We start from the raw sequence: 23,214 nt of genomic DNA on the forward strand, positions 1-23,214 counted from the left end.
CCCCCTGGTTGCCATTGCATCACCGGACATGGACCGGCGCACCTCGTGCCCGCGTCACTCCTCCGGGCCCTCCCGGCTCGCCCGGTGACCTCTCCCGGGATCTCCTCGGAGGCATGACGAGCAGCGACACGCCCCCGTCGGACCGCCCGAACGACGGTGAGCTGGAGGAACTGCGGCGCCGGGTCAGTGAACTGGAGAGCACCCGGCGCGAGCCGAAGCACCGGCTGCGGGCGCTCGGTTCGACCCTGCTGATCATTCTGGCGTCCCTGCTGGCCCTGCTCGCGGTGATCGCGGTGTGGGCGAACAGCATCATCCGGGACACCGACCGCTACGTCGCCACCGTGGCGCCCCTCGCGTCGAACCCGGACGTGCAGCAGGCGGTGACCAACCGGGTCACGGACGCCGTACTGCAACGGGTCGACGTGGACGGTCTCGTCAAGCAACTGAGCGACGCGGCGGCGCAGAAGGGCGTGCCGCCGAAGGTCGCGACCCTGGTCGGCAACCTGGACGGACCGATCACCAACGGCCTGAAGACACTGGTGAGCACCACGGTGCAGCGGGTGGTCTCCAGTCCCGCCTTCGAGACGGTCTGGAAGAACGCCAACCGTCGGGCCCACAGCGCCGTGAACAAGGCGCTCACCGGCAACAGCGACAGCGTCGTCCAGTTGAAGGACAACGCGGTCGCCATCGACGTGGGGCCGATCGTGGACCAGGTGAAGGAGCGCCTCGTCGCCTCGGGTCTGGGGGTCGCGGCGAACATCCCCTCGGTCCACACGGACTTCGTCGTGGTGCAGGGCAAGGACATCGGCAAGGTCAAGACGTATCTGCGCATCCTGCAGATCGTCGGCGACTGGCTGCCGATCATCGCGGTCCTCGTCGCCGCCGCGGGCGTGTTCCTGGCGTTCCACCGCCGACGGGCGCTGATCGGGGCCGCGATCGGGTTCTTCCTCGCGATGGTGCTGCTGGGTGTGACGCTCACTGTCTTCCGCGCGGTGTATCTGGACCATCTGCCGCCGGGCACCAACTCCGCTGCCGCGGGCGCCGTGTACGACGCGCTGGTGCGGTTCCTGCGCTCCAGCGTGCGGGCGGTGGGGGCGCTGGCCCTGGTCACGGCCATCGGCGCGTTCTTCATCGGCCCGTCCCGCCCCGCCGTCTTCACCCGGAACTTCTTCAGCAGGAGCATCGGCGCCGGGCGGGACGCGTCCCTCTCGGCGGGGCTGCGGCTGGGCCCGGTGGGCCGGTTCGTGCACCGCTTCAAGAAGTGGATCGGAGCGGCGATCCTGGCGGTGGCCGCGATCGTTCTGTTCACCTGGAGCTATCCGACCACGGCGGTGGTGCTCTGGACCGCCGTGATCGTGCTGGCCGTCTTCGCCATCCGCGAGTTCCTGGACGTCAGGACGTCAGGACGTCAGCTGACCGATGCTCCTGCTCACCAGGAACAGCCCGGCCACTAGTGCCACGGCCACGAGCGCCTGTTCCTGGTGGGTCTCGATCCAGGTGCGCAGCTTCCCGAGGCGCACCCTGGCCGCGTCCGGGGCGAACGTCGTGTAGACCTCCATCGCCAGCAGACTGCTCGTGGCGAGCAGGCAGTACCCGAACAGGGCCACATACGAGGAGGTCTGGGACAGGTCGGCGCCGACCACCGTCGCGGCGCCGGCCGCCACGAGCCCCCAGGGCTGGAGCAGCGGAGCCATCCCCGCCGCGCCCCACAGCGACAGCCGGTCGAGCCGCGACATCAACCCGCCGCCGGACGACTTGTGGCGGTGCCGGGTCCGCTCATGGTTGCCGTGCCGCGACCGGTGCCGGTACCAGCCGTACCCGACGAGCCCCACGCCGATGGCGAGCTTGACGGCGGAGGAGGCGGTGGAGGGCGGGGATCTGGGAGCGGGAGGTTTGCCGCCGGTGGTGAGCAGGACGACGGCCAGGACGGCCACGAAACAGGCGAGCCAGGCCAGGATGAAGACCAGGCCCTTCAGGATTCCGCGATCAGCCGACAGCACCAGGACGAACGCGGTCACCGACAGGGGGAACACGGCGATCGCGAGGCCGATGAACACCAGGTCAAGCACCATCGCGGCCCCCGCGCGATCCTGTCCGCCCGGACAGGGAACGGCTTTCGCCCATGACCTCAGTCTCGCCGCTGGGCGCACGGCACACCATTCGTCGACGGCGGGGCGGCTCACACGATCGCGTGGCCTCGCTTCTCGTTCGCCGCTGCTCACGCCGTTCTTGTCGACCCGTTCGGCCCTTCGGGGTGCGCCTGCCTGGGCCAAGCGGTCCCAGTGAGGGCACCCTGGCAGCATGCAGTCAGGGACAGGGACCGGAGAAAACAGCCCGGACCGCCCGTCGCGCCGGGCATCGCGCCGCAAACGTCTCGCCTCGACGCGGGCCCGGCTGATGGGACTGCGGACCCGGGCCGAGACCCGCTTCCCGGTGATCACGCATCTGCTGTCGCATCTGATCTCGGTGAACGTGCTCGACTCGGCGACCCGGCTGGCGGCCCAGACGTTCCTCACGGCTGTCCCGCTGCTGTTCGTGGTGGCGTCCATCGCCCCGCCGGCCCTGCGCGACCAGCTCGTCGACTCCCTGCACGACGCCTTCGGACTGTCCGGAAGCGCGAACGCCGAACTCAGCAAGGCCGTCCAGGGCACCGGTGCCCCGTCCGACGAGCTTCGGCAGACCACCGGTGTGGTCGGCGGACTGATGGTGCTCGTCTCGGCCACCGCGTGCAGCCGTGCCATGCAACGGCTGTGCCAGCGCGCCTGGAGCCTGCCCAAGGCGGGTGCACGGGTGGCTGCCTGGCGCTGGGTCGTCTGGCTCGCGGCCTGGCTGCTGATGTTCGCGCTGCAGGGGAGCCTGCGCAACGGCTTCGGCCTCGGTCTGTGGCTCGGTGTGCCCCTGCTGCTGGTCGCGGAGGTCGCCATCTGGTGGTGGACGCAGCATCTGCTGCTGGTGGCGCGTGTGCCCTGGCGGCCCCTGCTGCCGGGCGCGCTGCTGACCGGAACGGCCCTGGCCGTCCTCACCTCCGCCGCGCCCCTGTACGTGCCCAGGGCGCTCAACCACAGCCTGGACAAGTACGGCTCGCTGGGCGCCGTCTTCACCCTGCTGTCCTGGCTCATCACGCTCTGCGTGGTCGCGACCCTGTGCGTCACCGCCGGCGCCGTCATCGCCCGCGAACCCTGGGCGGCCCGCCGTCTGGGCACGCCCGGGCTGCCGGACGCGCCGCCCGACGACACGTAGAAGGCCGTTCCGAGGAGACAGCGCGTCAGTGGGCCGGCTGCTCGGCCGGCTGCTCGCCGACCGCTGGCAGGCTCGGGCCCTGCGGCAGCATCTGGACGACCACGAACGACACGACGGCGGCCAGCACGACGAGGGCCACCGTCTCCACGTTGCCCAGCAGCAGCACGACCAGGACGACGCCGCTCACCGGCAGCCGCAGGGCCGCGGTCACCGTGGCCGCCATCCCGACCGCCATCGCCGGAACCAGCCCCAGTCCGGGCAGAGGTGCCAGCAGCACCCCGGCCGCCCCGCCCAGGAACAGGGCGGGGAACACGGGGCCACCGCGCAGGCTGCCCAGACACAGCGAGTAGGCCAGACCCTTGAAGGCGAGTACGGCGATGAGCGCGCCCACCGACCAGGCATGGGGATCCTGTGCCAGCCGGGCCAGCGTGTCCTCACCGGACAGGGCCGCCTCGGCCGGTGAGCGTCCCGTGGCGAGTGCGTAGAGCGTGATGCAGACCGCGGCGCCGAGCGCGCAGAGGGTCGTGTTCCGTACCGTCCGGGTCGCCACGAAACGGGCCGCGAACCGTCCGCCCACGAAGATCGAGTAGATGAGGAACGCGAGGGCGGGGGCCAGCACCAGCACCCACAGCACGTCACCCCAGTCGAGGGGCGGCGGCTTGGGCAGGCCGATGTTCAGGCTTCCCGTCTCAAGGCCGGTCCAGTGGACGAATCCGGTGAAGATCAGGTCTCCCACGCCGCTGGCCAGCAGGGCCGGCAGCATCACCGCGAACAGTTGCGGCCCGCCCACCCCGGCGACCTCCATCAGCAGCACCGCGCCCACGATCGGGTTCCCGAAGAGCGCGGAGATGGCGGCCGCCGCCCCCGCCGCGCCCAGCAGCGCCGTACTCGCCTGGTTCTGCGGAGCTCGGACCAGGCCCGCGAAGAGCAGGGCGAGTCCGCCGCCCATCGCGATCAGCGGGGCCTCGGGTCCCAGCACGACACCGAGCGGAAGCCCGACAAGGGCGGCGATCAGGACACCCGGCAGCGCCCTGCTGGAGACGCCGCCGGAGTGCAGGCCCCCCGCCGGAAGGTGTCCGCCGCGCCCGGGAAACCGGGCGACCACCAGGCCGACGACGAGACCGGCCACCGTCAGCAGCGGAAGCGCCCACCACCAGGGCGCCTGTTTCCAGCCCAGGTCCTTGGGCCAGGTCGTCCAGAGCAGTTCCTCCAGCTGGCGCAGGGCCACCAGGAACCAGAACGCGATCAGGGCCACCGGAACGCCGATCAGTCCGCAGAACACCAGGGCCTTGCGGTACTCCGGCCGGCCCAGCATGGTCCTCAGCAGATCGGCTTCCGGAGGCTGGCTGCGCTCCGCGGCCTCCGAGCGGCCCTCCGACGTCGTTCCGGCGATGGGTCCTCCCGAGTTCGGCGCCACGCGCGGTGGCCGCTCCAACTATCGGAACATATCGGGACGAACATACCCGCGGGGGACAGCCCGGGCCACAGGTCCTAGCCCGTCCTGGCCCGTCCTGGCCCGTCCTGGCCTTAGTCGGGCTCACCGGCTCCGGTATAGGCGGCGATGGTGCGGTCCGCCGCCGCGCGCGCCGTCTTCTCGTCCTCGCCGCCCGCGAGGTTCGCCGCGTACCAGGCCTCGCTGCTGTCCGTCATGAACCGACGGCCCTCGTCCGAGCCCATCCAGCCCATGAACTTCCTCGGGTCGACGGGAGCGCCGCCGCTGCCCAGGTGCAGGGACAGGCCCCGGACCATCAGGTCCCAGCCGACGCCCACCGCACCCGGGCCGAACTCCGCCCACTTCGTGTCGTCGACGTCGGCGATGTGGTCGAGTTCGAAGCGTGTGCCGCCGCCGTCCTCCGGTGTCAGACGGAGTTCGATCCAGCTGACCTCTCCGCCGTACTCCCAGGTCGCCGTGAAGCCGCGTGGCGGGTCGCACCGCTCGATCACGCCGCCGGCGTTGCCCTCGAGCTGGTAGCGGCCGCCGAGGCGCAGCTCCCCCGACACCGGCAGCAGCCAGCGCGGGATGCGCTCGGCGTTCGTACAGGCGTCCCACACGTCCTCCAGCGGGGCGCCGTAGGACCGGGCCACGGTCACCACGCGGGCCTCGCCCTCCCGGAAGGCGCGCCGGCCGACCTGCCGGTGTACGTCGTTGATGTCGTGGGTCACGTCGGTCATGAGGTGCTCCTCGGGGTCTCGTCGGCGCCACCGAGCCGGCGCGCGCGCCTGCCGCGGGCCAGTTCGGTGGCGAGGGCGTCCAGGTGCGGGGTCCAGAAGCGGCGGAAGCGGTCGAGCCAGGCGTCTATGTCCTGCAGCGGCTCGGTGTTGACCGCGTAGAGCCGTCGGGCTCCTTCGGGGCGCACGGTCGCGAACCCGTTGTCCCGCAACACCTTCAGGTGCTGCGACACGCCGGGCTGCGAGATCCCGAACTCCTCCCCTATGACCTCGCACACCGCTCCGGAGGTCATCTCGCCGTCGGCCAGCAGTTCCAGGATCCGTCGGCGCACCGGGTCGCCGAGCACATCGAAGGCGTGCATGCGGCCAATGTATCAGCGATCGCTTATATAAGCAGCAGCCGATATCCGGTTTCAGCTCAGCGGCTTGCTCAGCACCGCCTTGCGGTGGCTGAAGGTCTCGATGGAGTAGCGGCCGTGATAGCTGCCCATGCCGCTCTCCCCCACCCCGCCGAAGGGCAGGTCCGAGACGGTGAGATGGGCGAGCGGCAAGCCGTGGCCAAGGCCGCCGGAGGAGGTCTCGGCGGCGATCCGGGCGCGGGTCTCCCCGGACCGGGAGAACACGTACAGGGCGAGGGGCTTGTCGCGGTCGTTGATGAAGTCGATCGCCTTGTCGAGGTCCGGCACGGTGATCACGGGCAGGATCGGCCCGAAGATCTCCTCCCGCATCAACGGCGATGCCGGGTCGACGTCGGCCAGCACGGTCGGCGCGATGTACTTGACCGTACGGTCGTGGTCGCCGCCCACGACGACGCGGCCAGAGTCCAGCAGGCCCGCGAGCCGGTCGAAGTGGCGTTCGTTGACGATGCGGCCGTACTCGCCGGAGGCCTTCGGGTCGGTGCCGTACAGGGCCTCGACCGCACGGCGGAGCGCGGGTTCCAGCGCGGCGGCCGTCTCCGGATCGGTGAGCACGTAGTCGGGGGCGACGCAGGTCTGGCCCGCGTTCAGGAACTTGCCGCGGGCCAGGCGGTCGGCGACGACCTCGAGGTCGGTGTCGCGGTCGACGAACGCCGGGGACTTGCCGCCGAGTTCGAGGGTGACCGGGGTGAGGTGTTCGGCGGCGGCGCGCATGACGACGCGGCCGACGGTGCCGTTGCCGGTGTAGAAGATGTGGTCGAAGCGCTCGGCGAGCAGGGCCGTGGTCTCGGGGACGCCGCCCTCGACGACGGCGACCGCGTCGGTGTCGAGGTAGGCGGGCAGGAGCCGGGCGATCGCGGCCGAGGTGGCGGGGGCCAGTTCGCTGGGCTTGGCGACCACCGCGTTGCCGGCGGCCAGCGCGCCGACCAGCGGGGCGAGCAGCAGCTGGGCCGGATAGTTCCAGGGGGCAATGACCAGGACGACACCGAGCGGGTCGTACTGCGTCCAGGCGCTCGCGTCGGCGCCGAGGTGGGCCGGGACCGGGGCGGGCTCGGGGCGCAGCCAGCCGGCGAGGTGGGCCAGGGTGTGGTCGATCTCGCGGATCGTGAAGTCGATCTCGGTGCGATGCGCCTCGGCGGCGCTCTTGCCGAGGTCGGCGTGGAGGGCCGCGGCCAGGTCGGGCCCGTTCTCCGTGAGCAGCCGGCGCAGCAGGCCGAGCTGGGCGGTGCGCCACTCGACGGGCTTGGTGCGGCCGGTGCGGAAGGTGGCGCGCAGCCGCGCGACGATCTCGGCGGGCTGCTCGGGGGTGGGGTGGTTCACGGTGCCTCGCTGCTGGTGTACGGCCTTGCGGCCCGGTCAGGTGTATATGCCAACCTTTCATACACCAAAATAAATTCCGCCCGCGAGACGGCTCCCTCCCGTCACGTCCGCAGGAGTTCCCGCCGACGCCGTTCCAAGTAGGCACGCTCGGCGGGGCTCTCGGCCCGCTCGACGGCCGCCTCGTACGCCCGCACCGCCTCGGTGTCGCGGCCCAGCCGGCGCAGCAGGTCGGCGCGGACCGCGTGGAAGACGTGGTACGCGTCGAGGTCGAGGGCGTCGACCAGTTCCAGCGCCCGGCGCGGGCCCTCGGTCTCGGCCACCGCGACCGCCCGGTTCAGCGCCACGACCGGGCTCGGGGTGAAGGCCGTGAGCTGGTCGTACAGCCTGAGGATCTGCCCCCAGTCGGTGGCCTCCGCGGTGGCCGCGTCACTGTGCACGGCCTGGATGGCGGCCTGGATCTGGTAGGGGCCGGGCCGGTCGCGGCGCAGACAGCGTCGGACGAGGGACTGCCCCTCGGCGATCATCTCCCGGTTCCAGCGGGCGCGGTCCTGTTCGGGCAGCGGCACCAGCTCGCCGTGCTCGTCCTGGCGGGCGTCCCGGCGGGAGTCGACGAGGAGCATCAGCGCGAGCAGGCCGACGGCCTCCGGCTCGTCCGGCATCAGGTCGACGAGCAGCCGGCCGAGCCGCAGCGCCTCCGACGTCAGTTCGGGTGTGCCCTCGTACCCCTGGTTGAAGATCAGGTAGACGACGGCCAGGACGCCCTGCAGCCGGTCCGGGAGGTCGGCGTCCCGGGGCACGCGGTAGGGGATCCGCGCGTCGCGGATCTTGGCCTTGGCGCGGACGATCCGCTGGGCCATGGTCGGCTCGGGCACCAGGAAGGCACGGGCGATCTGGGGTGTGGTCAGGCCGCCGAGCAGGCGCAGGGTGAGGGCGACCCGGGCCTGCGGGGCGAGCGCGGGATGGCAGCAGGTGAAGATCAGACGGAGCCGGTCGTCGCGCACGGGGCCCTCCTCGGCCGGTGCGTCGGGCGTGTGCAGCAGGGCGGCCTCGGCGTGCCGTGCGTCGCGCTTCGCCTCCCGGCGCAGCCGGTCGAGTGCGCGGTTTCTGGCGGTGGTGATGATCCAGCCGGCCGGGCTCGGCGGCACGCCGGTCCGCGGCCAGGTGCCGAGCGCCGTGGCGAACGCGTCCTGCACCGCTTCCTCGGCGAGGTCGATGTCGCCGAGGAAGCGGACGAGGACGGAGACCGCGCGCCCGTACTCGGCGCGGAAGACGGCCTCGACGTCGGCGGGCTGTGGCATCAGCCGTCGGCCTGGTGCAGGAACGGCCGCACCTCGATGGGCAGGGTGGTGGCGCGGGTCGCCTTCCTGCCCCACTCCAGGGCCGCGTCCAGGTCGGGCGCCTTGATGAGGCAGATGCCGCCCAGGTACTCCTTGCCCTCGGCGTACGGCCCGTCGGTGATCAGCACCTCGCCGTCCTTGGGGCGCAGCACGGTCGCCGTCTCGGGCCCGTGCAGCCCGCCCGCGAACACCCAGGCGCCGGCCTCGCGCAGCTCGGTGTGGAAGGTGTCGAGGTTGCGGCGGATCTCCGCCATGGCCTCGGGCCCGGGCGGCGTGCCGTCGGCCGGCGTGATCACGCTGAGCAGGTAGTACTGCATGACGTCCTCCTCGGGGTCGTGTCCTTCTCTCACCTCCTACACGAACGCCACTCCCCCGGATCGACACCGCGCACGACGAGATCGGGAGAATCTTTTCCATGACCACGGCACCGCACCCGGCCACCGCACCCCACCCGCTCGTCACCACCGCCCGCACCCTCGCCGGCACCCTCCTCGCCCCGCGGGCGGCGCGGGTCGACCAGGAGGGCGTGCCGGCGGGGCACATCGAGGCGATCAAGCGCTCGGGCCTGCTGGGCGTGAGCGCGCCGCGGGAGTACGGCGGTGCGGGAGCCCCCGACGCGGTGGCGCGGGAGATCATGGAGATCCTCGCCGGGGCCTGCTGCTCGACCTGGTTCGTCCAGACCCAGCACCACACACCGGTGAAACTGCTGACGCAGTCCGAACTGCCGGTCAGGGAGCGGCTGTTGCGGCCACTGGCCACCGGGGAGCTGCTGGCGGGCATCGCCTTCGCGCACGTGCGTGCCTTTCCTCGCGTCCCGGTCCGCGCGAGCGCCGAGCGCGGCGGCTGGCGCTTCGAGGGGACGGTGCCCTGGTACACGGGCTGGGGCCTGAACGACGTGATGCTGCTCGCCGGGGTGACCGGCACGGACGAGGTCGTGTTCGCCTTCACCGAGGCGCGCGAGCAGCCGGGGCTGCGCCCGTCACCGCCCATGCGGCTGGCGGCGCTCACCGCCGCCCGTACCGTCTCCCTGGAGCTGGACGGGCTGTGGCTGCCCGAGGAGTCGGTGGTACTGCGCACCCCGCAGGAGAAGTTCGCCCTGGTGGACCGGCCGCGCAACACCAACGCCTCCCCCGCCGTCTTCGGTGTGGCGTACGCCGCGCTGCGGGTACTGGAGGAGGCCGGGGAAGCGGAGACGGCACGACCTCTGCGCGGGCGCCTCGATGAGGTGCGACGACAGGTGTACGCCCTGGCCGAACACCCGGTCCCGCACGAGCGCGTCGAGGAACGCCTGGCACTCAAGACACGGTCGTACGACCTGATGCGCGCGGCGACGACCGCGGCGATCGTGGCGGGCGGCGGGCGCGCCATGGATCTGGCCGGGACCGCCCAACGCCTCGCCCGTGAGGGGATGTTCCTCCTCGTGCAGGGGCAGACGGCCGAGGTGCGCCGGGCCCATCTCGACGCCCTGGCCGCGCCGTGGGCCGACTGAGCTGTTCACTGGACATTCAGTCGGCGGCCACTTTCTCCGGCGCCGGATGAGCAGACTCGTTTCATGGCGATCGCACAGTCAATCGACAAGAACCCCGCCGAGCTCAAAGACGTCCCCGGCTGGTTCCCTCCGCTGGACCAGCTCCTGTTCACCTGGTTCCTGGAGCGGCAGGAAAAGGGCGGCTTCCGGGGCGATCTGGTGGAACTCGGCGTGTACATGGGCAAGAGCGCGATCCTGCTCGGCCAACACCGGCAGGACGGCGAGGAGTTCACGGTCTGCGACCTCTTCGGGGGTGAGGCGCCGGACGGCGCCAACCAGGCGGAGACGGCGAAGTCGTACTCCTCCCTCACCCGGCAGGCCTTCGAGCGCAACTACCTCTCGTTCCACGACACCCTGCCCCGGGTGCTGGAGGCCCCGTCCTCCGTGATTTCGGCGGAGGTGAAACCGGGCACCTGCCGCTTCGTCCACATCGACGCCTCCCACCTGTACGAGCACGTACGCGACGACATCGGGGCCGCCCGCGAGCTGCTGCTGCCGGAGGGCATCGTCGTCCTCGACGACTTCCGCTCCGAGCACACCCCCGGCGTCTCGGTCGCCACCTGGGAGGCCGTGCTCAACCGCGGGCTGCGCCCGATATGCCTCAGCACCCAGAAGCTGTACGGCACGTGGGGCGATCCTGAGCCGGTTCAGGAGGAGCTGCTGGCGATGCTGGAGGAGCGGACGGACATCGGTCTGAGCGTGCAGGACGCGGCCGGGCACCGGCTGGTGCGCACCCGCGCCAACAAGGGCATGCAGGCACCGCCCTTCCCGCACTCGCGGCACTACACGCCGCCGGAGCCGCAGCAGCCGGCGCCTCCCGCCCCGTCCTCGGTGCCCGCTCCCCGGCGCCCGCGCTCCCGTGCCCGGCGCATAGGCGTGGACCTGATGCCCCCGATCCTCACGAGGACGGTGCGCCGGGCCCTGGCCAACCGCTCCCGGTAGGGCGCCTCAGCTCGCGAACGGCACCTGGGCCGACGCTGCCGTCGGGCCGCCGAACGGGTGCCGCCACAGTCCCTGGGCGGCGAGGCGGGGCAGGACCCCCTCGCCGAACCAGTACGCCTCCTCCAGGTGCGGGTAACCGGAGAGGACGAACTCGTCGATGCCCAGGGCGTGGTACTCCTTGATCCGCTCGGCGACCTCGTCATGGCTGCCGACCAGGGCGGTGCCCGCGCCGCCGCGTACCAGGCCGATGCCGGCCCAGAGGTTGGGGTGGATCTCCAGGCCGTCCCTGCTGCCGCCGTCGTGCAGGGCGAGCATCCGCTGCTGCCCCTCGGACTCGCTGCGGGCGAGTCCGGCCTGGACGCTCCTCACCGTCTCGGGGTCGAATCCGTCCAGCAGGCGGTTGGCCTCCGCCCACGCCTGCTCGGCGGTGTCGCGGGTGATGACATGCAGCCGGATCCCGAAACGCAGGGTGCGCCCCTCCTGCGCCGCGAGCCCCCGGATCCAGGCGATCTTCTCGGCGACCTGCGCGGGCGGCTCGCCCCAGGTGAGGTAGGCGTCGGCATACTGCGCGGCGACCTGTCCGGCGATCGGCGAGGAGCCGCCGAAGTACACCTCGGGGACGGGATCGGGCAGCCGGGCCAGCCTGGCGTCCTCGACCCGAAGGTGCTCACCGTGCAGGTCGACGGTCTTGCCCTCCCACAACTCCCGTACGATCTGGAGGAATTCGCCGGTACGTCGGTACCGGGCGTCCTTGTCGAGGAAGTCCCCGTAGGCCCGCTGCTCGTGGCTCTCGCCGCCGGTGACGACGTTCAGCAGCAGCCGTCCGCCGGAGAGCCGCTGGAAGGTGGACGCCATCTGCGCGGCCAGTGTCGGCGAGACGAAGCCGGGCCGGAAGGCGACCAGGAACTTCAGACGGTCACTCGCCTGGGCGACCATCGCGGTGGTCAGCCACGCGTCCTCGCACCAGGCACCGGTCGGCGTGAGCGCACCGACGAAGCCCAAGTCCTCGGCGGCACGGGCGATCTGACTCAGATAGGCGACCGTCGGCGGCCGGTCCCGACCGGAGGCGGTCGCCGGCGTGCCGTGGCCGCCACCGACCACATGGCGGCTGTCGCCGTTGGTGGGCAGGAACCAGTGGAAGGTGAGGGACACGGGATCTCCGATCAGGCTGCGTGAGGAACGGCGGCCGATGGCGGGGGTCAGCTCGCCGCGGCCAGCACGCGGGGGCTGCCCAGGGCCGTCGAGAACTGGTCGACCACTTGGGTGAGCGCCTCGGTAGCGGGGGGTGCGACCGTCAGTGAGCCGTCCTCGTGCACGGTGATGTCCTTGTCGAGGGTGAACCAGCCCTGCACGATGTGGGCTGCGCCCATGGAGGACAGAACCGGCCGGAGCGCGTAGTCGATGGCCAGGACATGGGCGGTGGAGCCGCCGGTGGCCAGCGGCAGCACGGTCTTGCCGGCCAGCGCGTACTGCGGGAGCAGGTCGAGGAGCGCCTTGAGCACGCCGGAGTACGACGCCTTGTAGACCGGGGTGGCGACGACGACCCCGTCGGCCCGCTCGAACAACTCGCTCGCCTCGACGATGGCGGGGTGCCGGAAGTCCGCGCCCAGCAGAGCCTCGGCCGGCACGGTGCGCACGTCGAGCGGGATCACCTCGTGGCCCTGGGCGGTCAGCCGCTGGTCCAGGTGGCGCAGCAGTCGGTTGGTTCGGGAGGAGGCGGAGGGGCTGCCGGAGACGGACAGGACGGTGGCCATGGGTCCTCTTTCGGGGATGCGCGGGGGGCGCAGGGATGTGCACTCTCGGGAGCGGAGGCCGAATGTTTCCGGGCACGCCGAATTCGAGAAGGCCGCCTTTTCGGCGCAGGCGCGAGCGCGGTGAATTCAGACGTGGGAAGACAGAAAAACGCGGCGGATCAAGAAATCGATCAGGCCGCGAAGCAACAGGAGGCGCTGGAGACGCGTGCGAGGTCGACGTGGCGTCGCCGCGTGAGGTCCAGTCGCATCTTCATGTCGACGATCGTGGCAGCCGGTGCCGAGAAGCGTCAAGGAAAGCCGTGGTGATCTCGCATCGCGGACCCGAGACCTTTCCGGTTTCCGGTACGGCCACGTCGTAGGCCCCGTGGGCCTTTCGTTGGGCCGTTCGACCCTGCGATGAGGTCATTGGGCCGGGTGTGCCAGGCGCATCTGCGAGGAAAATGGGATGCTGAGCGATGGGGAGCGCTGCCCATGACCTGACTCGCAGTGGTGGTGAGCGCCGTGGCTGCTACCGAGGACCAACCGGTTTCGACCGGCCAGTGCGTCGATCCGCTCGGGGACCCATTCCTGCGTACACGTTTCGCCCTGCCCGCGAGACCTGGCACCTTCCTGCCGCGACACCGGCTCAACCAGCACCTGGACCGGGCACTGCGCACGCCGCTGGCCATGGTCAACGGTCCGGCCGGTGCCGGCAAGACGCTCCTGGTCGCGGACTGGGCGGCCGGTCTGGAGCAGCCGGTCGCCTGGCTCACGGTCGAGGCGGAGGGCAAACGGCCGGGCATGTTCTGGGCGTACTTCCTCCAGGCCGTGCGCGCCAGCGGCAGACACCTGCCCGACGGGCTCGGCGGTCCCACCGACGCGGACCACGTGGACCAGCGGGTGCTGTCGGCGATCGCCGAGGACCTGGACGCCGCCGGTCCGGCCCTGACCGTCGTGCTGGACGAGTACGAGCGCGTGACCGCGCCGGAGATCGCGGACCAGCTGGAGTTCGTCCTCCGGCATGCCGGGCAGGGGCTGCATCTGATCCTCGTCACCCGCACCGAGCCCATGCTCTCGCTGCACCGGTACCGGGCGGCGGGCGAGCTGACGGAGATCCGCGACGCCGAGCTGGCCTTCACCCCCGAGGAGACCGTCGCGCTCCTGGACCGGCACGGTCTGACACTGTCGGTCGCCGCCGCCCGGGCCCTGGTGGAGCGCACGCGCGGCTGGGCCGCCGGGCTGCGCCTGTGTGCCCTGGCCGCGCGCGAGTGCCCGGACCCGGCGGCCTACCTGAAGGAGTTCGAGGCGGACCGCAGCACCATCGCCGACTACCTGCTCGGCGAGGTGCTCAAACGGCAGCCGGAACAGACGCAGGACCTGCTGCTGCGCGTCAGCGTGCTGGACCGCTTCTGTCCCGATCTGGTGAACTCTCTGACCGGCCGCAACGACGCCGAACGCATCCTGACCGACCTGCACCGGGACAACGCGTTCGTGGAGCAGCTCGGGCACTCCTGGTTCCGTCTGCACCCGCTGTTCGGGGAGATCCTGCGGACCTATCTGCGCGTACACCGTCCCGGTCTGGAATCCGAGCTCCACCTGAGAGCCGCGCGGTGGCTGCGCCGGGCGGGCTCGCTTCCGGAGACCCTCGCGCACGGGGCCGCCGCCGGTGACTGGGACTTCACCGCCGGCGCCCTCGTCGACGACCTGGCCATCGGGCAGTTCTTCACCGGCCTGGGCTCCGACGACCTGACGGGGCTCTTCTCCGACATGGGGCCCGAGGCCACCAGCCCCGCCACCGACCTCGTACGGGCCGCCCGTGACCTGTCCCGCAGCGACTTCCGGCACGGCCTGGCCCATCTGCGCGACGCGGAGGCCAAGCCGGCGACCGGCGCCGGCGATCCTGCGGCCGTCCAGCTCAGCCGCGCACTGCTGGAGGCGCTCGCGGCCCGGCTGACCGGCTCGCCCGAGCTGGCGGAGCGGGCCGCCGAGACGGCCGAGGAAGCGCGGCCGGAACTTCCCCCGCACCTCTTGGACAAGCACCCCGAGCTTCCCGCCCTGCTGCTGACCCACCTCGGTTCGGCACGTCTGTGGGCGGGGAGGTTCGAGGACGCCCGAGCCGCGCTGTCCCAGGTGGTGGGCTCTCCCGGCAAGGCCTCCACCGTGCTGGCACGGGAGGAGTCGATGGGGCACCTGGCGCTGATCGACTATCTCAACGGCTGGCCGGCCCGGGCCGAGCACAAGGCCCTGGAGGCGGTGAGCGAGACGGAGCGCTACGGCCTCTCCCCGCCGTCCGGCTCCGGGATCGGGCAGGTGGTTCTGGCCGCCGTGGCCATCGACCGCAACGAACTGGGCCGGGCCAGGGCCCTCCTCGAGGAGGCCGCCGAGCTCTCCGTCGCGCCGCACGACCCGGTGACGGCCGCCGGACGGGCCATCGTGACGGCCCGGCTCCAGCTCGCCCAGGGCAATGCCCCGGCCGCCGTCGAGGCGGCGGACCCGGACGTCGCCGCCGCCGTGGCCTCGCCGTGGGCGGACAGCCACGAGACGCTGGTGACGTCGGCCGCCTACCTGGCCGAAGGCCGGCCCGAGCAGGCCGCCGACGTCCTGCGGCAGCTCACCGACGACCAGCCGTCGTGCGCCGTGGAAGCCGCTCGTATCCAGCTGGCCGTGGGCAACGAGGAGGCGGCCGTCGACCTTCTCGACTGTGTCCCCGCGGCCGGCCGGCCCGGCCCGGCGGTGACCGTCCGGGCGACTCTGGTCAGAGCCCAGGCCGCGGATGCCGCCGGGGACGCCGACGCCGCCCATCGGCTCGTCGCCCAGGCCCTCCTCGACGCCCGGCGCGAGCAGTTGCGGCGCCCCTTCCTGGACGCCGGGCGGTGGATCCGCCCGCTCCTGGTCACGGCACCGCTGAGCGAGCTGGCGGCGGGGTGGCTCACCCCCGGTGCCTCGACGCACCTGGGGTCGGCCGGGACTCAGCCGCTCCCCCTGCCGATCGTCGTGGAGGAGCTCACCACACGGGAACTCGAAGTCCTTCAGCGACTGGCCCAGATGATGTCGACCCAGGAGATCGCCGCGGACCTGTTCGTGTCGGTGAACACGGTCAAGACCCACCTCAAGAGCCTGTACCGGAAGCTGGCGGTCAACCGCCGCAGCGTCGCGGTACGCCGTGGCCGGGAGATGGGACTGCTGTGACCGGGCCTTCCTCGGACGAGCGGCGATCGGGACGACGGTTCACCTGTGCAGGGTGAGGCCGGGTGGGCCGAACGGCCGGACGATCTCAGTACGGGGCGCAGACCGCCGCACCAGGTCGCTCGCGGGAGCAAAGCCCATGCGCTACGAGATCCGGGTCGAGGGAAACATGTCGGAGACGCTGGCCAAGGCCTTTCCGGAGCTGGACCACGTCCTCATGTCGGGCCAGACGGTCCTGTTCGGTTCCGTCGTCGACGAGGCCCAGCTGTACGGGCTGCTGGCCCGCTGCCAGTCGCTGGGCCTGCGCGTCCTGGAGATGCGGCAGACGCCCGAGTGAGCGAGCCCGGCTCACAGCTCCGACGCGGTGATCCGGCCGGAGCGAGCCGCGGCCCGCAGCGCCTCGAAGTCCCGCTCGTTCCGGTCGGCGTAGGACTGCGCGAACTCGGCAAGCGCCCGGTCGAAGCGGTCGCTGCCGCCGAGGTACGCGGCGATGGCGACGGGGTCGCCGGACCGGGCGTGGGCCCGTGCCAGACTGGCGCCGCACAGTCGGCCGAAGAGGTTCAGCAGATCCGGGTCCATGGTCTGGGGCCTGGGGATGCCCTTCCACTCGTGCAGCTGTCGCACATGGAAGTCCCGGCCCTTGCCGTCCAGATCCACCGCGTGCGTCCAGCCCAGGAGGATGTCGCTCGTCGCCTGGATCAGCCGCTGCCCGTTGACCACCCGGCGGCCCTGGTTGTCGTAGCGGTCGCCGCCCATCTGAGCGGCCAGCACCGACTCCCGCGCCTCCTTGGCCTGCAGCAGCAGGGGATCGTCGTCGTTCCCGCCGAGCAGGAGCAGCATCCAGCAGCGGGTGCCGACGCCGGCGACGCCCGCCGTCTTCCGGGCGATGTCGACCAGGTGGTAGCGGCGCAACAGATGCCGGCGCTCGGGAGGCAGGGTGCGGGCGTATCCCTCCACCACGAGCCGCAGCATCTTCTCCTCCTCGTCACCCGACGAAGCGGACGCCAGGTCCCTCAGCGGAGTGATCAGCGGTGGGTCCGGAGTGATGCGACGGCCCTCGACCGTCGTGCGGGTGAGCTTCTCGAACGCCTGCAGGTGCGTGCGGGTGCGGGCCGGCGCCACGGCCCGGGCGGTCTGGCGCCCGGTGTCCTTGTCCGTCGCGGAGGCGAGCAGCCTGCGCAGCCGGTCCACGTCGTCCCGGGCGTACCAGACGTCGAGGGTGCGCATGTCGGCGAAGTCGCGCACCCGCTCCCGGTAGGCCCGCACGCAGGACCGTACGACCCGGTTCTGCTGCCTGAGGGAGAAGCCGTTCTCCCGGCCCGCGATCACCAGGCCGGCGGTCAGACGTTTGACGTCCCACTCGAACGGTCCGGGGAAGGTCTCGTCGAAGTCCTCTATGTCGAAGACCGGATGGCGTTCCGGTGAGACGAACAGCCGGAAGTTCAGGGGGTGCGCGTCACCGCAGAGCTGCACTCCCAGACCCGTGTTGGGGGTGGGCCCGAGGTCCGCGGCCATCACCGCCGCTGCGCCGCGGTAGAAGCACAACGGCGACTGAAGCATGCGGCCGTGGCGAACCGGCACCAACTCCGGCACCCAGGAAGCCGACTGACGTTCCATCATATCGACGGGATCGAACCGGTCGGGGTCGGCCTCGAACCACCCGTGGCACGAACGCGACGCGCGGACGCGGGCGTGCCGACCGATCGCGGCCCGCTCGGCGGTCGACAGGGCTGCGCTGAAGTTCGGTACGGTCATGGCCCGGCCTCCCTGAGATCGCTCGTTCCGCTGCGCGGCGTCGCGGCCTCCAGCCCACCGGCACGGCGACGCCGCCCGGATCACCCGGAACGGGTGACCCGGCCGCCGGTGCGGCGCAGGACCCTTGCCCTGAGGTCCCCGCACACCGCCCCGTCGGCGGTCCGGTGCCGACCCGCCCGACCCACGCGAGGAGGAGCCATGACCGTTCCGCGTGGTACGGCACCGCGTACCGGACCGCAGCTGAGTCCCGACGGGGCGGTCCGCGGGCAGGCGGACGGCACCGAGCGGGCCCTGGAGCAGCTCGGCCGCTCCTGGACCTGGATCCTGGGGTCCGCGGTCGCGACGCTCGTACCGGGCCTGCTGGTGCTGGTCTGGCCGGACGAGACCCTGCATGTCCTGGCCGTCCTCGTCGGCCTGTACCTGCTGGTGAACGGGGCGTTCCGATTCGTGGCGCTGTTCGCCGGGCAGGGGATCGGCGAGCGGATCGCCGGACTGCTCATCGCCGTGCTGTACGTGCTGGCCGGAGTGCTGTGCCTGCGCAACCCGCTGCAGACCGTGACCGCGCTCTCGCTGGTCGTCGGGGTCCTCTGGCTCGTGTCCGGGATCCTCACCCTCTACACGGCGATCACCGCCGAGGACCTGCCGCACCGCGGCTTCGTCCTGGGCGCGGCGGTGCTCGGCATCCTCGCCGGGGTCGTGGTCCTCGCCCTGCCGACCGAGTCGGCCCGCGCGCTGACCCGGCTGCTGGGTCTGTGGCTCGTCCTGCTGGGCCTGATGGAGCTGGTGCTCGCCCTCGCCTGGCGGGCGGCTCTGCGCAGGTCGGGCGTCATGGGCGGCCCGGGCCCCTCGTCGGCGACCTGACGCCCCCTGTTCACCCGCACCGGGTGAGGCCGTCCGCTTCTTGCCGTGGGCACGCTGAGAAGGCAGAGAAAGGCGGCCGTGCGGCCGCCCGGGACGGAGGAGAGCCATGAGCACGCCGACGTACCTCGCGTACGACTATCCGCTGCTGAGCGTCTTCTGGTCCATGCTGGTGTTCTTCCTGTGGATCATGTGGTTCGTCCTGCTCTTCCGGATCGTCGTCGACATCTTCCGCGACGACGACATGGGCGGCTGGGCGAAGGCCGGCTGGCTGGCGCTCGTCATCCTCCTGCCCTTCCTCGGGGTGTTCGTCTATGTGATCGCCCGCGGCAAGAGCATGGGCCGCCGTGAGGTGGCACAGGCACAGGCGCAGCAACGGGAGTTCGACTCCTACATCCGCAGGACCGCCGGAAGCGGCGGCGGGTCGAGCAGCGTGGACGAACTCGCCAGGCTGTCGGAGATCCGCGCCCGCGGCGACATCACCGACCAGGAGTACGCCAGGGCCAAGGACCTGGTGCTCAGTGGAACGAGGTACTCAGGATGACCGCCACGCACACCGCACACGCTCCCTCGACGAAGCAGAACTGGGCCGCCGGCCTGACGGCCTTCGCCGCCGTCATGCTGACGATCGCCGGCCTCCTCGCCATCTTCCGTGGGATCATGGCGATCGCCGAGGACGACGTCTTCGTCAACACCCGTAACTACGTCTTCCAGTTCGACCTCACAGGCTGGGGCTGGGTCCACCTCGCCCTCGGCGTGGTCGCCGTGATCGTCAGCATGGGACTGTTCGTGACGTCCACCTGGGCGCGTGTCGCAGGCGTGGGCGTCGCGGCCCTCGTCATCATCGCCAACTTCCTCTCGCTGCCGTACTACCCGGTGTGGTCGGTCGTGATGATCGCGATATCGGGGTTCATCATCTGGGCCCTGTGCGTGGTCCGGCGGGACGACACCTCCGCGATGTGACGGACGGGTGCGGACATGGGTCGGCACCGCGGCTCGGGCGCGAGCACGAGGCCTGCGGCGGACCCGCCCTCGGGCAGTGTCCTCAGGGCACGGGTCGCGCTGCTCGCCCTGCTGGGCAGCGTGCTCGTGCCGCTGATCGTCGCCGGTCTGCGCAGCGTGCTGTGGGTGCTGGTCGGCCTCGCCGGCCTGGCGCTCGCCGCCGTCGGCGTGTGGTGGACGCTGGCCCACACCGGTGTGCTGCGTGTCCTCGGGGTCGTGCTGTCGGTGACCGCGCCCCTGGCCGTGCTCGCGCTGTACGCGTCCTCCGGCATGCTGGGTCCCGCCCTGCTGTCGCTGGCCCTGTGGGCCCTGGCCGTCGCCGCGGCGCACACCGCGCTGGCACCCTCGCACACCGCCCGGCAGCCCAGGACGGCCGAGACCCCGCACAGCCCCTGGATCCTGATGAACCCGCGTTCCGGCGGGGGCAAGGTGGACCGGTTCCATCTCGCCGAGAAGGCGCGGGCGGCGGGCGCCCGGGTGGTGCTGCTCGAGCCGGGGCAGGACGTCGTGGAGCTCGCGCGCCGGGCCGTGGCCGAGGGGGCCGATCTGCTGGCCGTGGCGGGCGGGGACGGCACCCAGGCGCTGGTGGCCGAGGTGGCGGCGCATCACGACGTGCCGTTCGCCGTGATCCCCGCCGGCACCCGCAACCACTTCGCCCTCGACCTCGGTCTGGACCGGGAGGATCCCGCCGCGAGCCTGGAGGCACTCACCGACGGCGTGGAGCTCCGCGTCGACCTCGGGTTCGCCGCCGACCGGGTGTTCGTCAACAACGCCTCCTTCGGGACCTACGCGTCCGTGGTCGCCGACCCCGCCTACCGGGACGCCAAGGTGCACACCGCCCTGCAGACCCTTCCCGAACTCCTCACCGGCAAGGACGCGCCCGCGCTGCGCATGCGGGCCGGGGGCTCCGAGGCGGAGGGCCTGCAGGCGCTCCTGGTCAGCAACAACCCCTACCGGCGCGCGGTCGACTCGGCCCATCCGGGACGCCGGGAACGGCTTGACTCGGGACGGCTCGGCGTACTGTGCGTCCGCGTCGGCAACACCGCTCAGGCGGCCCGTCTGGTGCGCGGCCCGCGGTCCGGGTCGGTCCTGCGGCTGAACGCCGAGGAAGTCGTGGTCGATGCGGACTCGGACGCCGTGGCGGTCGGCATCGACGGGGAGTACGTCACGCTGCCGGCACCGGTGGTGTGCCGGTCCGCCCCCGCGGCACTGCGGGTGGTCGTGCCGCGTCACCGGCCCGGAGTGCCGGCGTCCGGCGGCCCCGCGGACTGGCCACGGGTGGCGAGGCTCGGGTTGGGCCGCCTCGCCCCGCACCGCCGACAGGGCGCACCCGCCACCTGACCCGAATCGGCCCGAGCGGCACGCCGGTTCGGTGTACGACTCGGGCCAACCCCCCTGACAACACGGGGAGCCGCGCCACAAGGGCCGACCGTACGGTCGCCCGACGGCCCCGCACACTCACCCCACGCGCCAAGGCCCGAACCGGGCCGCCCCGCACCGCACCACCGACGCGGCGCACCCGCCACCTCACCCGAATCGACCCAAGCGGCACGCCGGTTCGACGCCCCCCGGGCCAAACCCCCTGACAACACAGGGAGCCGCGCCACAAAGGCCGACCGTACGATCCCCGACGGCCCCGCACACTAACCCCGCCTGCCCCAGGCCCCGGGCCGCCCCGCCCCGCACCGCCGACGGGGCGCCCCGCCACCTGACCCGAATCGGCCCGAGCGGTACGCCGGTTCGGCGTACGGCTCGGGCCAAGCTCCCTGACAGCGCGGGGAGTTGTGTCACAGAGGCCGGTCGTGCGGTCGCCCGGCGGGCTCCTGCGCGGCGGTCAGGTCGTCGACGGTCTGGGTCGTCGCGAGGAGTTCGGCCGCCACCGGGGCGAGGGCTTCGGGCGTGAGGAACCCTTCCGCGAGGGGGAGGCCGCCCGCTTCACGGACGGCTTCGCGCAGGTGCTTGGCCCACAGGTGTTCCAGCAGGACGAACCCGGCCGAGGTGCCCGGAAGCAGTTCCCGGGTGAGAGACCTGAGGTCGTCCGGGGTGAACCCGACGTCCTTCGGTGCGGGGCCGTCCGCCTCCTGCCCCGCGCCGGCCTCCGCCCACGTCGCCTCCTCGAAGTGCGGGGCCAGCCCCAGCAGCGCCTCGATCATCTCGCCCATGCCCTCGGCCCGGTAGTCGAGTCCGACGGTGTCCCCTTCGCCGTCCTTCTGCAGGAACAGCACGTCGAGGACACGGATCTGCCCGCTGCTCTCCAGCGCTCCGAGCTCTTCGAGGACACGGCCCTCGAACTGCGCGTCCGGACCGAACCCGAGGGTCACCAGTTGCACGGGCCCGAGTGTCGTCATGGCGTCTCTCCTCTCCCCCGCCCGGGACTCATCAAGCCCGATCGGCCCCGCCCGCGCCTCACCCTCCGGAGGTGAGCCCGCCCGGGCCGCCGAGGCGGGGGCCGGTGCTGCCGTACCAGTCGTGTACGACGGTGGTGCCGACGACGAGGTCCTGGAGGGAGGCGCCGCGTCGGCTGACCGGGATCCACAGCAGCCCCAGGGGCACGAGCGCGCACAGCACGGCACGCAGGAGGGCCCTGCCCGGAGACATCCGTCGCCCCGAACGGCCGGTCACCCGCAGGCCCATCATCTGGTCCCCGACCGTGCGACCGCCGAGGAACCAACTGCCCGCGAGATAGGCGACGAAGAGGACGTAACCGAGGACGGCGGTGACCACGGGATCGGGGTCGGGGAACGAGAACGGAGGTCCCGTCAGCAGGAACCGCGCCGTCGCATAGCCGAGTTCGAGCAGGAGCAGGAGCGCGAGCAGGACGAGGACGTCCACGGCGGCGGCCACCGTACGCGACACGATCCCGGCCGGCAGTCCCTGGACGACCGGCAGGCCCCGCGGGCGCGTCGCCGCTGTCACAGCGCCTCCGCCCGGGGAACGGGCCCGGCGGCGGGCCGGTCGGTGGAATCCGTGTCCGCTCTGCGCAGCAGCCGGTCCGCGATGCGCTGCACGAGCCGGTCGGCGCGCGCGTTCTGTTCCCGGAACGCGTCCAGCGTCTCCGCCGTGATGCTTCCGCCCGTGTCCCGCACCACCCGGCCGATGTCCATTTCCTCCAGGACCAGTTCGGTGTACGTGACCAGGTCGACCCGGGCGAGCACCGCGTCGATGTCGATCCGGGAGGCGACACGATCGACGTCGAGCCGGGAGGCGACACGGTCGACGTCGAGCCGGGAGGCGACACGGTCGACATCGAGCCGGGACGCGACACGGTCGACATCCAGCCGGTCGGCCACCGCGTCGAGGTCGATCTCGTCGAGGACGGCCGCCGCCAGCACCTGTACGAGGCTCCGGGCCGCCGACAGCGCCTCGTTCCGCGCCCGCAGGCGTTCGGCAGCGCCACGCGCGCTCCAGTGGGCCACACGACGGCCGACGGCATCGGTGGCACCGGACGGCACGAGACCGCGCACGGCCGCCCGGGTACGGGGCGCGGTCCGTTCCGCGGCACCCAACAGGGCCGTGGACAGCCGGTGTTGGGCTTCCAGGGCAAGGCCGAGAGCCGCGTCGGAAGCGGCCGCGGCGGTCGGGTGCCGTTCGCGTACCCGGACGCCTCCTGCCCTCGCCGCGGTCCGTACGGCCAGGTCCGTCAGGCCCAGCGCCAGCCGGGTGGCGTGCAGGAAGGCGCCGTCGGGCGACGGCTCGGACGGGGTCGGGCTGTCGGGAACGCTCATCGC

At 72.1% G+C, this 23,214-nt stretch carries 24 protein-coding genes; 10 read left to right on the top strand and 14 right to left on the bottom strand.

What is annotated here, in order from left to right; all coding sequences use genetic code 11:
• The first annotated feature begins 113 nt into the window (after window positions 1-113).
• Window positions 114-1,454 carry a hypothetical protein gene (locus ACWCQ1_RS03000; RefSeq protein ID WP_451025708.1) on the top strand — a complete coding sequence of 447 codons (1,341 nt, stop codon included), beginning with the start codon at window positions 114-116 and terminating at the stop codon, window positions 1,452-1,454.
• Here the strand turns inward: ACWCQ1_RS03000 and ACWCQ1_RS03005 are convergent.
• Window positions 1,401-2,072, bottom strand: a complete 672-nt coding sequence (locus tag ACWCQ1_RS03005) for a GAP family protein (protein WP_133048641.1) — start codon at window positions 2,070-2,072, stop codon at window positions 1,401-1,403. The genes ACWCQ1_RS03000 and ACWCQ1_RS03005 overlap by 54 nt on opposite strands.
• 325 nt (window positions 2,073-2,397) lie before the next feature.
• On the opposite strand from ACWCQ1_RS03005, the gene ACWCQ1_RS03010 reads away from it, so the two are divergent.
• A complete protein-coding gene (locus ACWCQ1_RS03010; RefSeq protein WP_451025865.1) occupies window positions 2,398-3,240 on the top strand; it encodes a YhjD/YihY/BrkB family envelope integrity protein in 843 nt (280 codons plus the stop codon).
• A gap of 25 nt (window positions 3,241-3,265) precedes the next feature.
• Here ACWCQ1_RS03010 and ACWCQ1_RS03015 read toward each other — a convergent pair whose 3' ends face one another.
• The 6 genes from ACWCQ1_RS03015 to ACWCQ1_RS03040 form a co-directional block, all read right to left on the bottom strand.
• Entirely contained in the window at window positions 3,266-4,555 is a 1,290-nt protein-coding gene (locus tag ACWCQ1_RS03015) for a chloride channel protein (protein ID WP_451025866.1), read from the bottom strand.
• A gap of 212 nt (window positions 4,556-4,767) precedes the next feature.
• Window positions 4,768-5,412: an SRPBCC family protein gene (locus tag ACWCQ1_RS03020; protein ID WP_358600075.1), complete on the bottom strand. Its 645-nt coding sequence runs from the start codon at window positions 5,410-5,412 to the stop codon at window positions 4,768-4,770.
• Window positions 5,409-5,771: an ArsR/SmtB family transcription factor gene (locus ACWCQ1_RS03025; protein ID WP_133048515.1), complete on the bottom strand. Its 363-nt coding sequence runs from the start codon at window positions 5,769-5,771 to the stop codon at window positions 5,409-5,411. The genes ACWCQ1_RS03020 and ACWCQ1_RS03025 overlap by 4 nt, the downstream gene beginning before the upstream one ends.
• A gap of 51 nt (window positions 5,772-5,822) precedes the next feature.
• A complete protein-coding gene (locus ACWCQ1_RS03030; RefSeq protein ID WP_358600079.1) occupies window positions 5,823-7,145 on the bottom strand; it encodes an aldehyde dehydrogenase family protein in 1,323 nt (440 codons plus the stop codon).
• Window positions 7,146-7,246: 101 nt separating this feature from the next.
• Entirely contained in the window at window positions 7,247-8,443 is a 1,197-nt protein-coding gene (locus ACWCQ1_RS03035; RefSeq protein ID WP_358600082.1) for an RNA polymerase sigma factor, read from the bottom strand.
• Window positions 8,443-8,799 (bottom strand): YciI family protein, encoded by a 357-nt coding sequence (locus ACWCQ1_RS03040; RefSeq protein ID WP_133048512.1) that lies wholly within the window; start codon window positions 8,797-8,799, stop codon window positions 8,443-8,445. Before ACWCQ1_RS03040 ends, ACWCQ1_RS03035 begins: the two co-directional genes overlap by 1 nt.
• A 98-nt stretch (window positions 8,800-8,897) precedes the next feature.
• Between ACWCQ1_RS03040 and ACWCQ1_RS03045 the strand changes: the two genes are divergently transcribed.
• Window positions 8,898-9,971, top strand: a complete 1,074-nt coding sequence (locus ACWCQ1_RS03045; protein WP_133048511.1) for an acyl-CoA dehydrogenase family protein — start codon at window positions 8,898-8,900, stop codon at window positions 9,969-9,971.
• 63 nt (window positions 9,972-10,034) lie between these two features.
• Window positions 10,035-10,952, top strand: a complete 918-nt coding sequence (locus tag ACWCQ1_RS03050; protein WP_358600086.1) for a class I SAM-dependent methyltransferase — start codon at window positions 10,035-10,037, stop codon at window positions 10,950-10,952.
• Window positions 10,953-10,958: 6 nt separating this feature from the next.
• Here the strand turns inward: ACWCQ1_RS03050 and ACWCQ1_RS03055 are convergent, their stop codons facing one another.
• The 3 genes from ACWCQ1_RS03055 to ACWCQ1_RS03065 form a co-directional block, all read right to left on the bottom strand.
• Entirely contained in the window at window positions 10,959-12,104 is a 1,146-nt protein-coding gene (locus tag ACWCQ1_RS03055) for an LLM class flavin-dependent oxidoreductase (RefSeq protein WP_358600089.1), read from the bottom strand.
• A gap of 47 nt (window positions 12,105-12,151) precedes the next feature.
• Window positions 12,152-12,706: an NADPH-dependent FMN reductase gene (gene ssuE / locus ACWCQ1_RS03060; RefSeq protein WP_358600092.1), complete on the bottom strand. Its 555-nt coding sequence runs from the start codon at window positions 12,704-12,706 to the stop codon at window positions 12,152-12,154.
• Between the two features lie 170 nt (window positions 12,707-12,876).
• A complete protein-coding gene (locus tag ACWCQ1_RS03065; RefSeq protein ID WP_356764168.1) occupies window positions 12,877-12,960 on the bottom strand; it encodes a putative leader peptide in 84 nt (27 codons plus the stop codon).
• Between the two features lie 232 nt (window positions 12,961-13,192).
• Here ACWCQ1_RS03065 and ACWCQ1_RS03070 point away from each other — a divergent pair, with 232 nt between their 5' ends.
• Entirely contained in the window at window positions 13,193-15,874 is a 2,682-nt protein-coding gene (locus tag ACWCQ1_RS03070; protein WP_358600095.1) for a LuxR C-terminal-related transcriptional regulator, read from the top strand.
• Between the two features lie 136 nt (window positions 15,875-16,010).
• Window positions 16,011-16,208: a hypothetical protein gene (locus ACWCQ1_RS03075; RefSeq protein WP_133048506.1), complete on the top strand. Its 198-nt coding sequence runs from the start codon at window positions 16,011-16,013 to the stop codon at window positions 16,206-16,208.
• Window positions 16,209-16,219: 11 nt separating this feature from the next.
• On the opposite strand, the gene ACWCQ1_RS03080 is transcribed toward ACWCQ1_RS03075, so the two are convergent.
• Entirely contained in the window at window positions 16,220-17,626 is a 1,407-nt protein-coding gene (locus ACWCQ1_RS03080; RefSeq protein ID WP_358600099.1) for a DUF2252 domain-containing protein, read from the bottom strand.
• Between the two features lie 198 nt (window positions 17,627-17,824).
• Between ACWCQ1_RS03080 and ACWCQ1_RS03085 the strand changes: the two genes are divergently transcribed.
• The 4 genes from ACWCQ1_RS03085 (at window position 17,825) to ACWCQ1_RS03100 (ending at window position 20,827) form a co-directional block, all read left to right on the top strand.
• Entirely contained in the window at window positions 17,825-18,487 is a 663-nt protein-coding gene (locus ACWCQ1_RS03085; RefSeq protein WP_133048504.1) for an HdeD family acid-resistance protein, read from the top strand.
• A 106-nt stretch (window positions 18,488-18,593) separates the two neighbouring features.
• On the top strand, window positions 18,594-19,028 hold the full coding sequence (locus ACWCQ1_RS03090) for an SHOCT domain-containing protein (protein ID WP_133048503.1): 435 nt from the start codon (window positions 18,594-18,596) through the stop codon (window positions 19,026-19,028).
• A complete protein-coding gene (locus ACWCQ1_RS03095) occupies window positions 19,025-19,447 on the top strand; it encodes a DUF7144 family membrane protein (protein ID WP_133048502.1) in 423 nt (140 codons plus the stop codon). The genes ACWCQ1_RS03090 and ACWCQ1_RS03095 overlap by 4 nt, the downstream gene beginning before the upstream one ends.
• Before the next feature lie 15 nt (window positions 19,448-19,462).
• Window positions 19,463-20,827, top strand: a complete 1,365-nt coding sequence (locus ACWCQ1_RS03100) for a diacylglycerol/lipid kinase family protein (RefSeq protein ID WP_451025709.1) — start codon at window positions 19,463-19,465, stop codon at window positions 20,825-20,827.
• A gap of 446 nt (window positions 20,828-21,273) precedes the next feature.
• Here the strand turns inward: ACWCQ1_RS03100 and ACWCQ1_RS03105 are convergent, their stop codons facing one another.
• The 3 genes from ACWCQ1_RS03105 to ACWCQ1_RS03115 are packed head-to-tail and all read right to left on the bottom strand — an operon-like array spanning window position 21,274 to window position 23,211.
• Entirely contained in the window at window positions 21,274-21,834 is a 561-nt protein-coding gene (locus ACWCQ1_RS03105; RefSeq protein WP_451025710.1) for a DUF1269 domain-containing protein, read from the bottom strand.
• A 58-nt stretch (window positions 21,835-21,892) separates the two neighbouring features.
• Window positions 21,893-22,402: an RDD family protein gene (locus ACWCQ1_RS03110; protein WP_451025711.1), complete on the bottom strand. Its 510-nt coding sequence runs from the start codon at window positions 22,400-22,402 to the stop codon at window positions 21,893-21,895.
• Window positions 22,399-23,211, bottom strand: coding sequence for a hypothetical protein (locus ACWCQ1_RS03115; RefSeq protein WP_451025712.1), 813 nt, complete (start codon window positions 23,209-23,211; stop codon window positions 22,399-22,401). The genes ACWCQ1_RS03110 and ACWCQ1_RS03115 overlap by 4 nt, the downstream gene beginning before the upstream one ends.
• Between the last annotated feature and the right edge of the window lie 3 nt (window positions 23,212-23,214).

This window comes from Streptomyces sp. NPDC002144 (assembly GCF_053593695.1).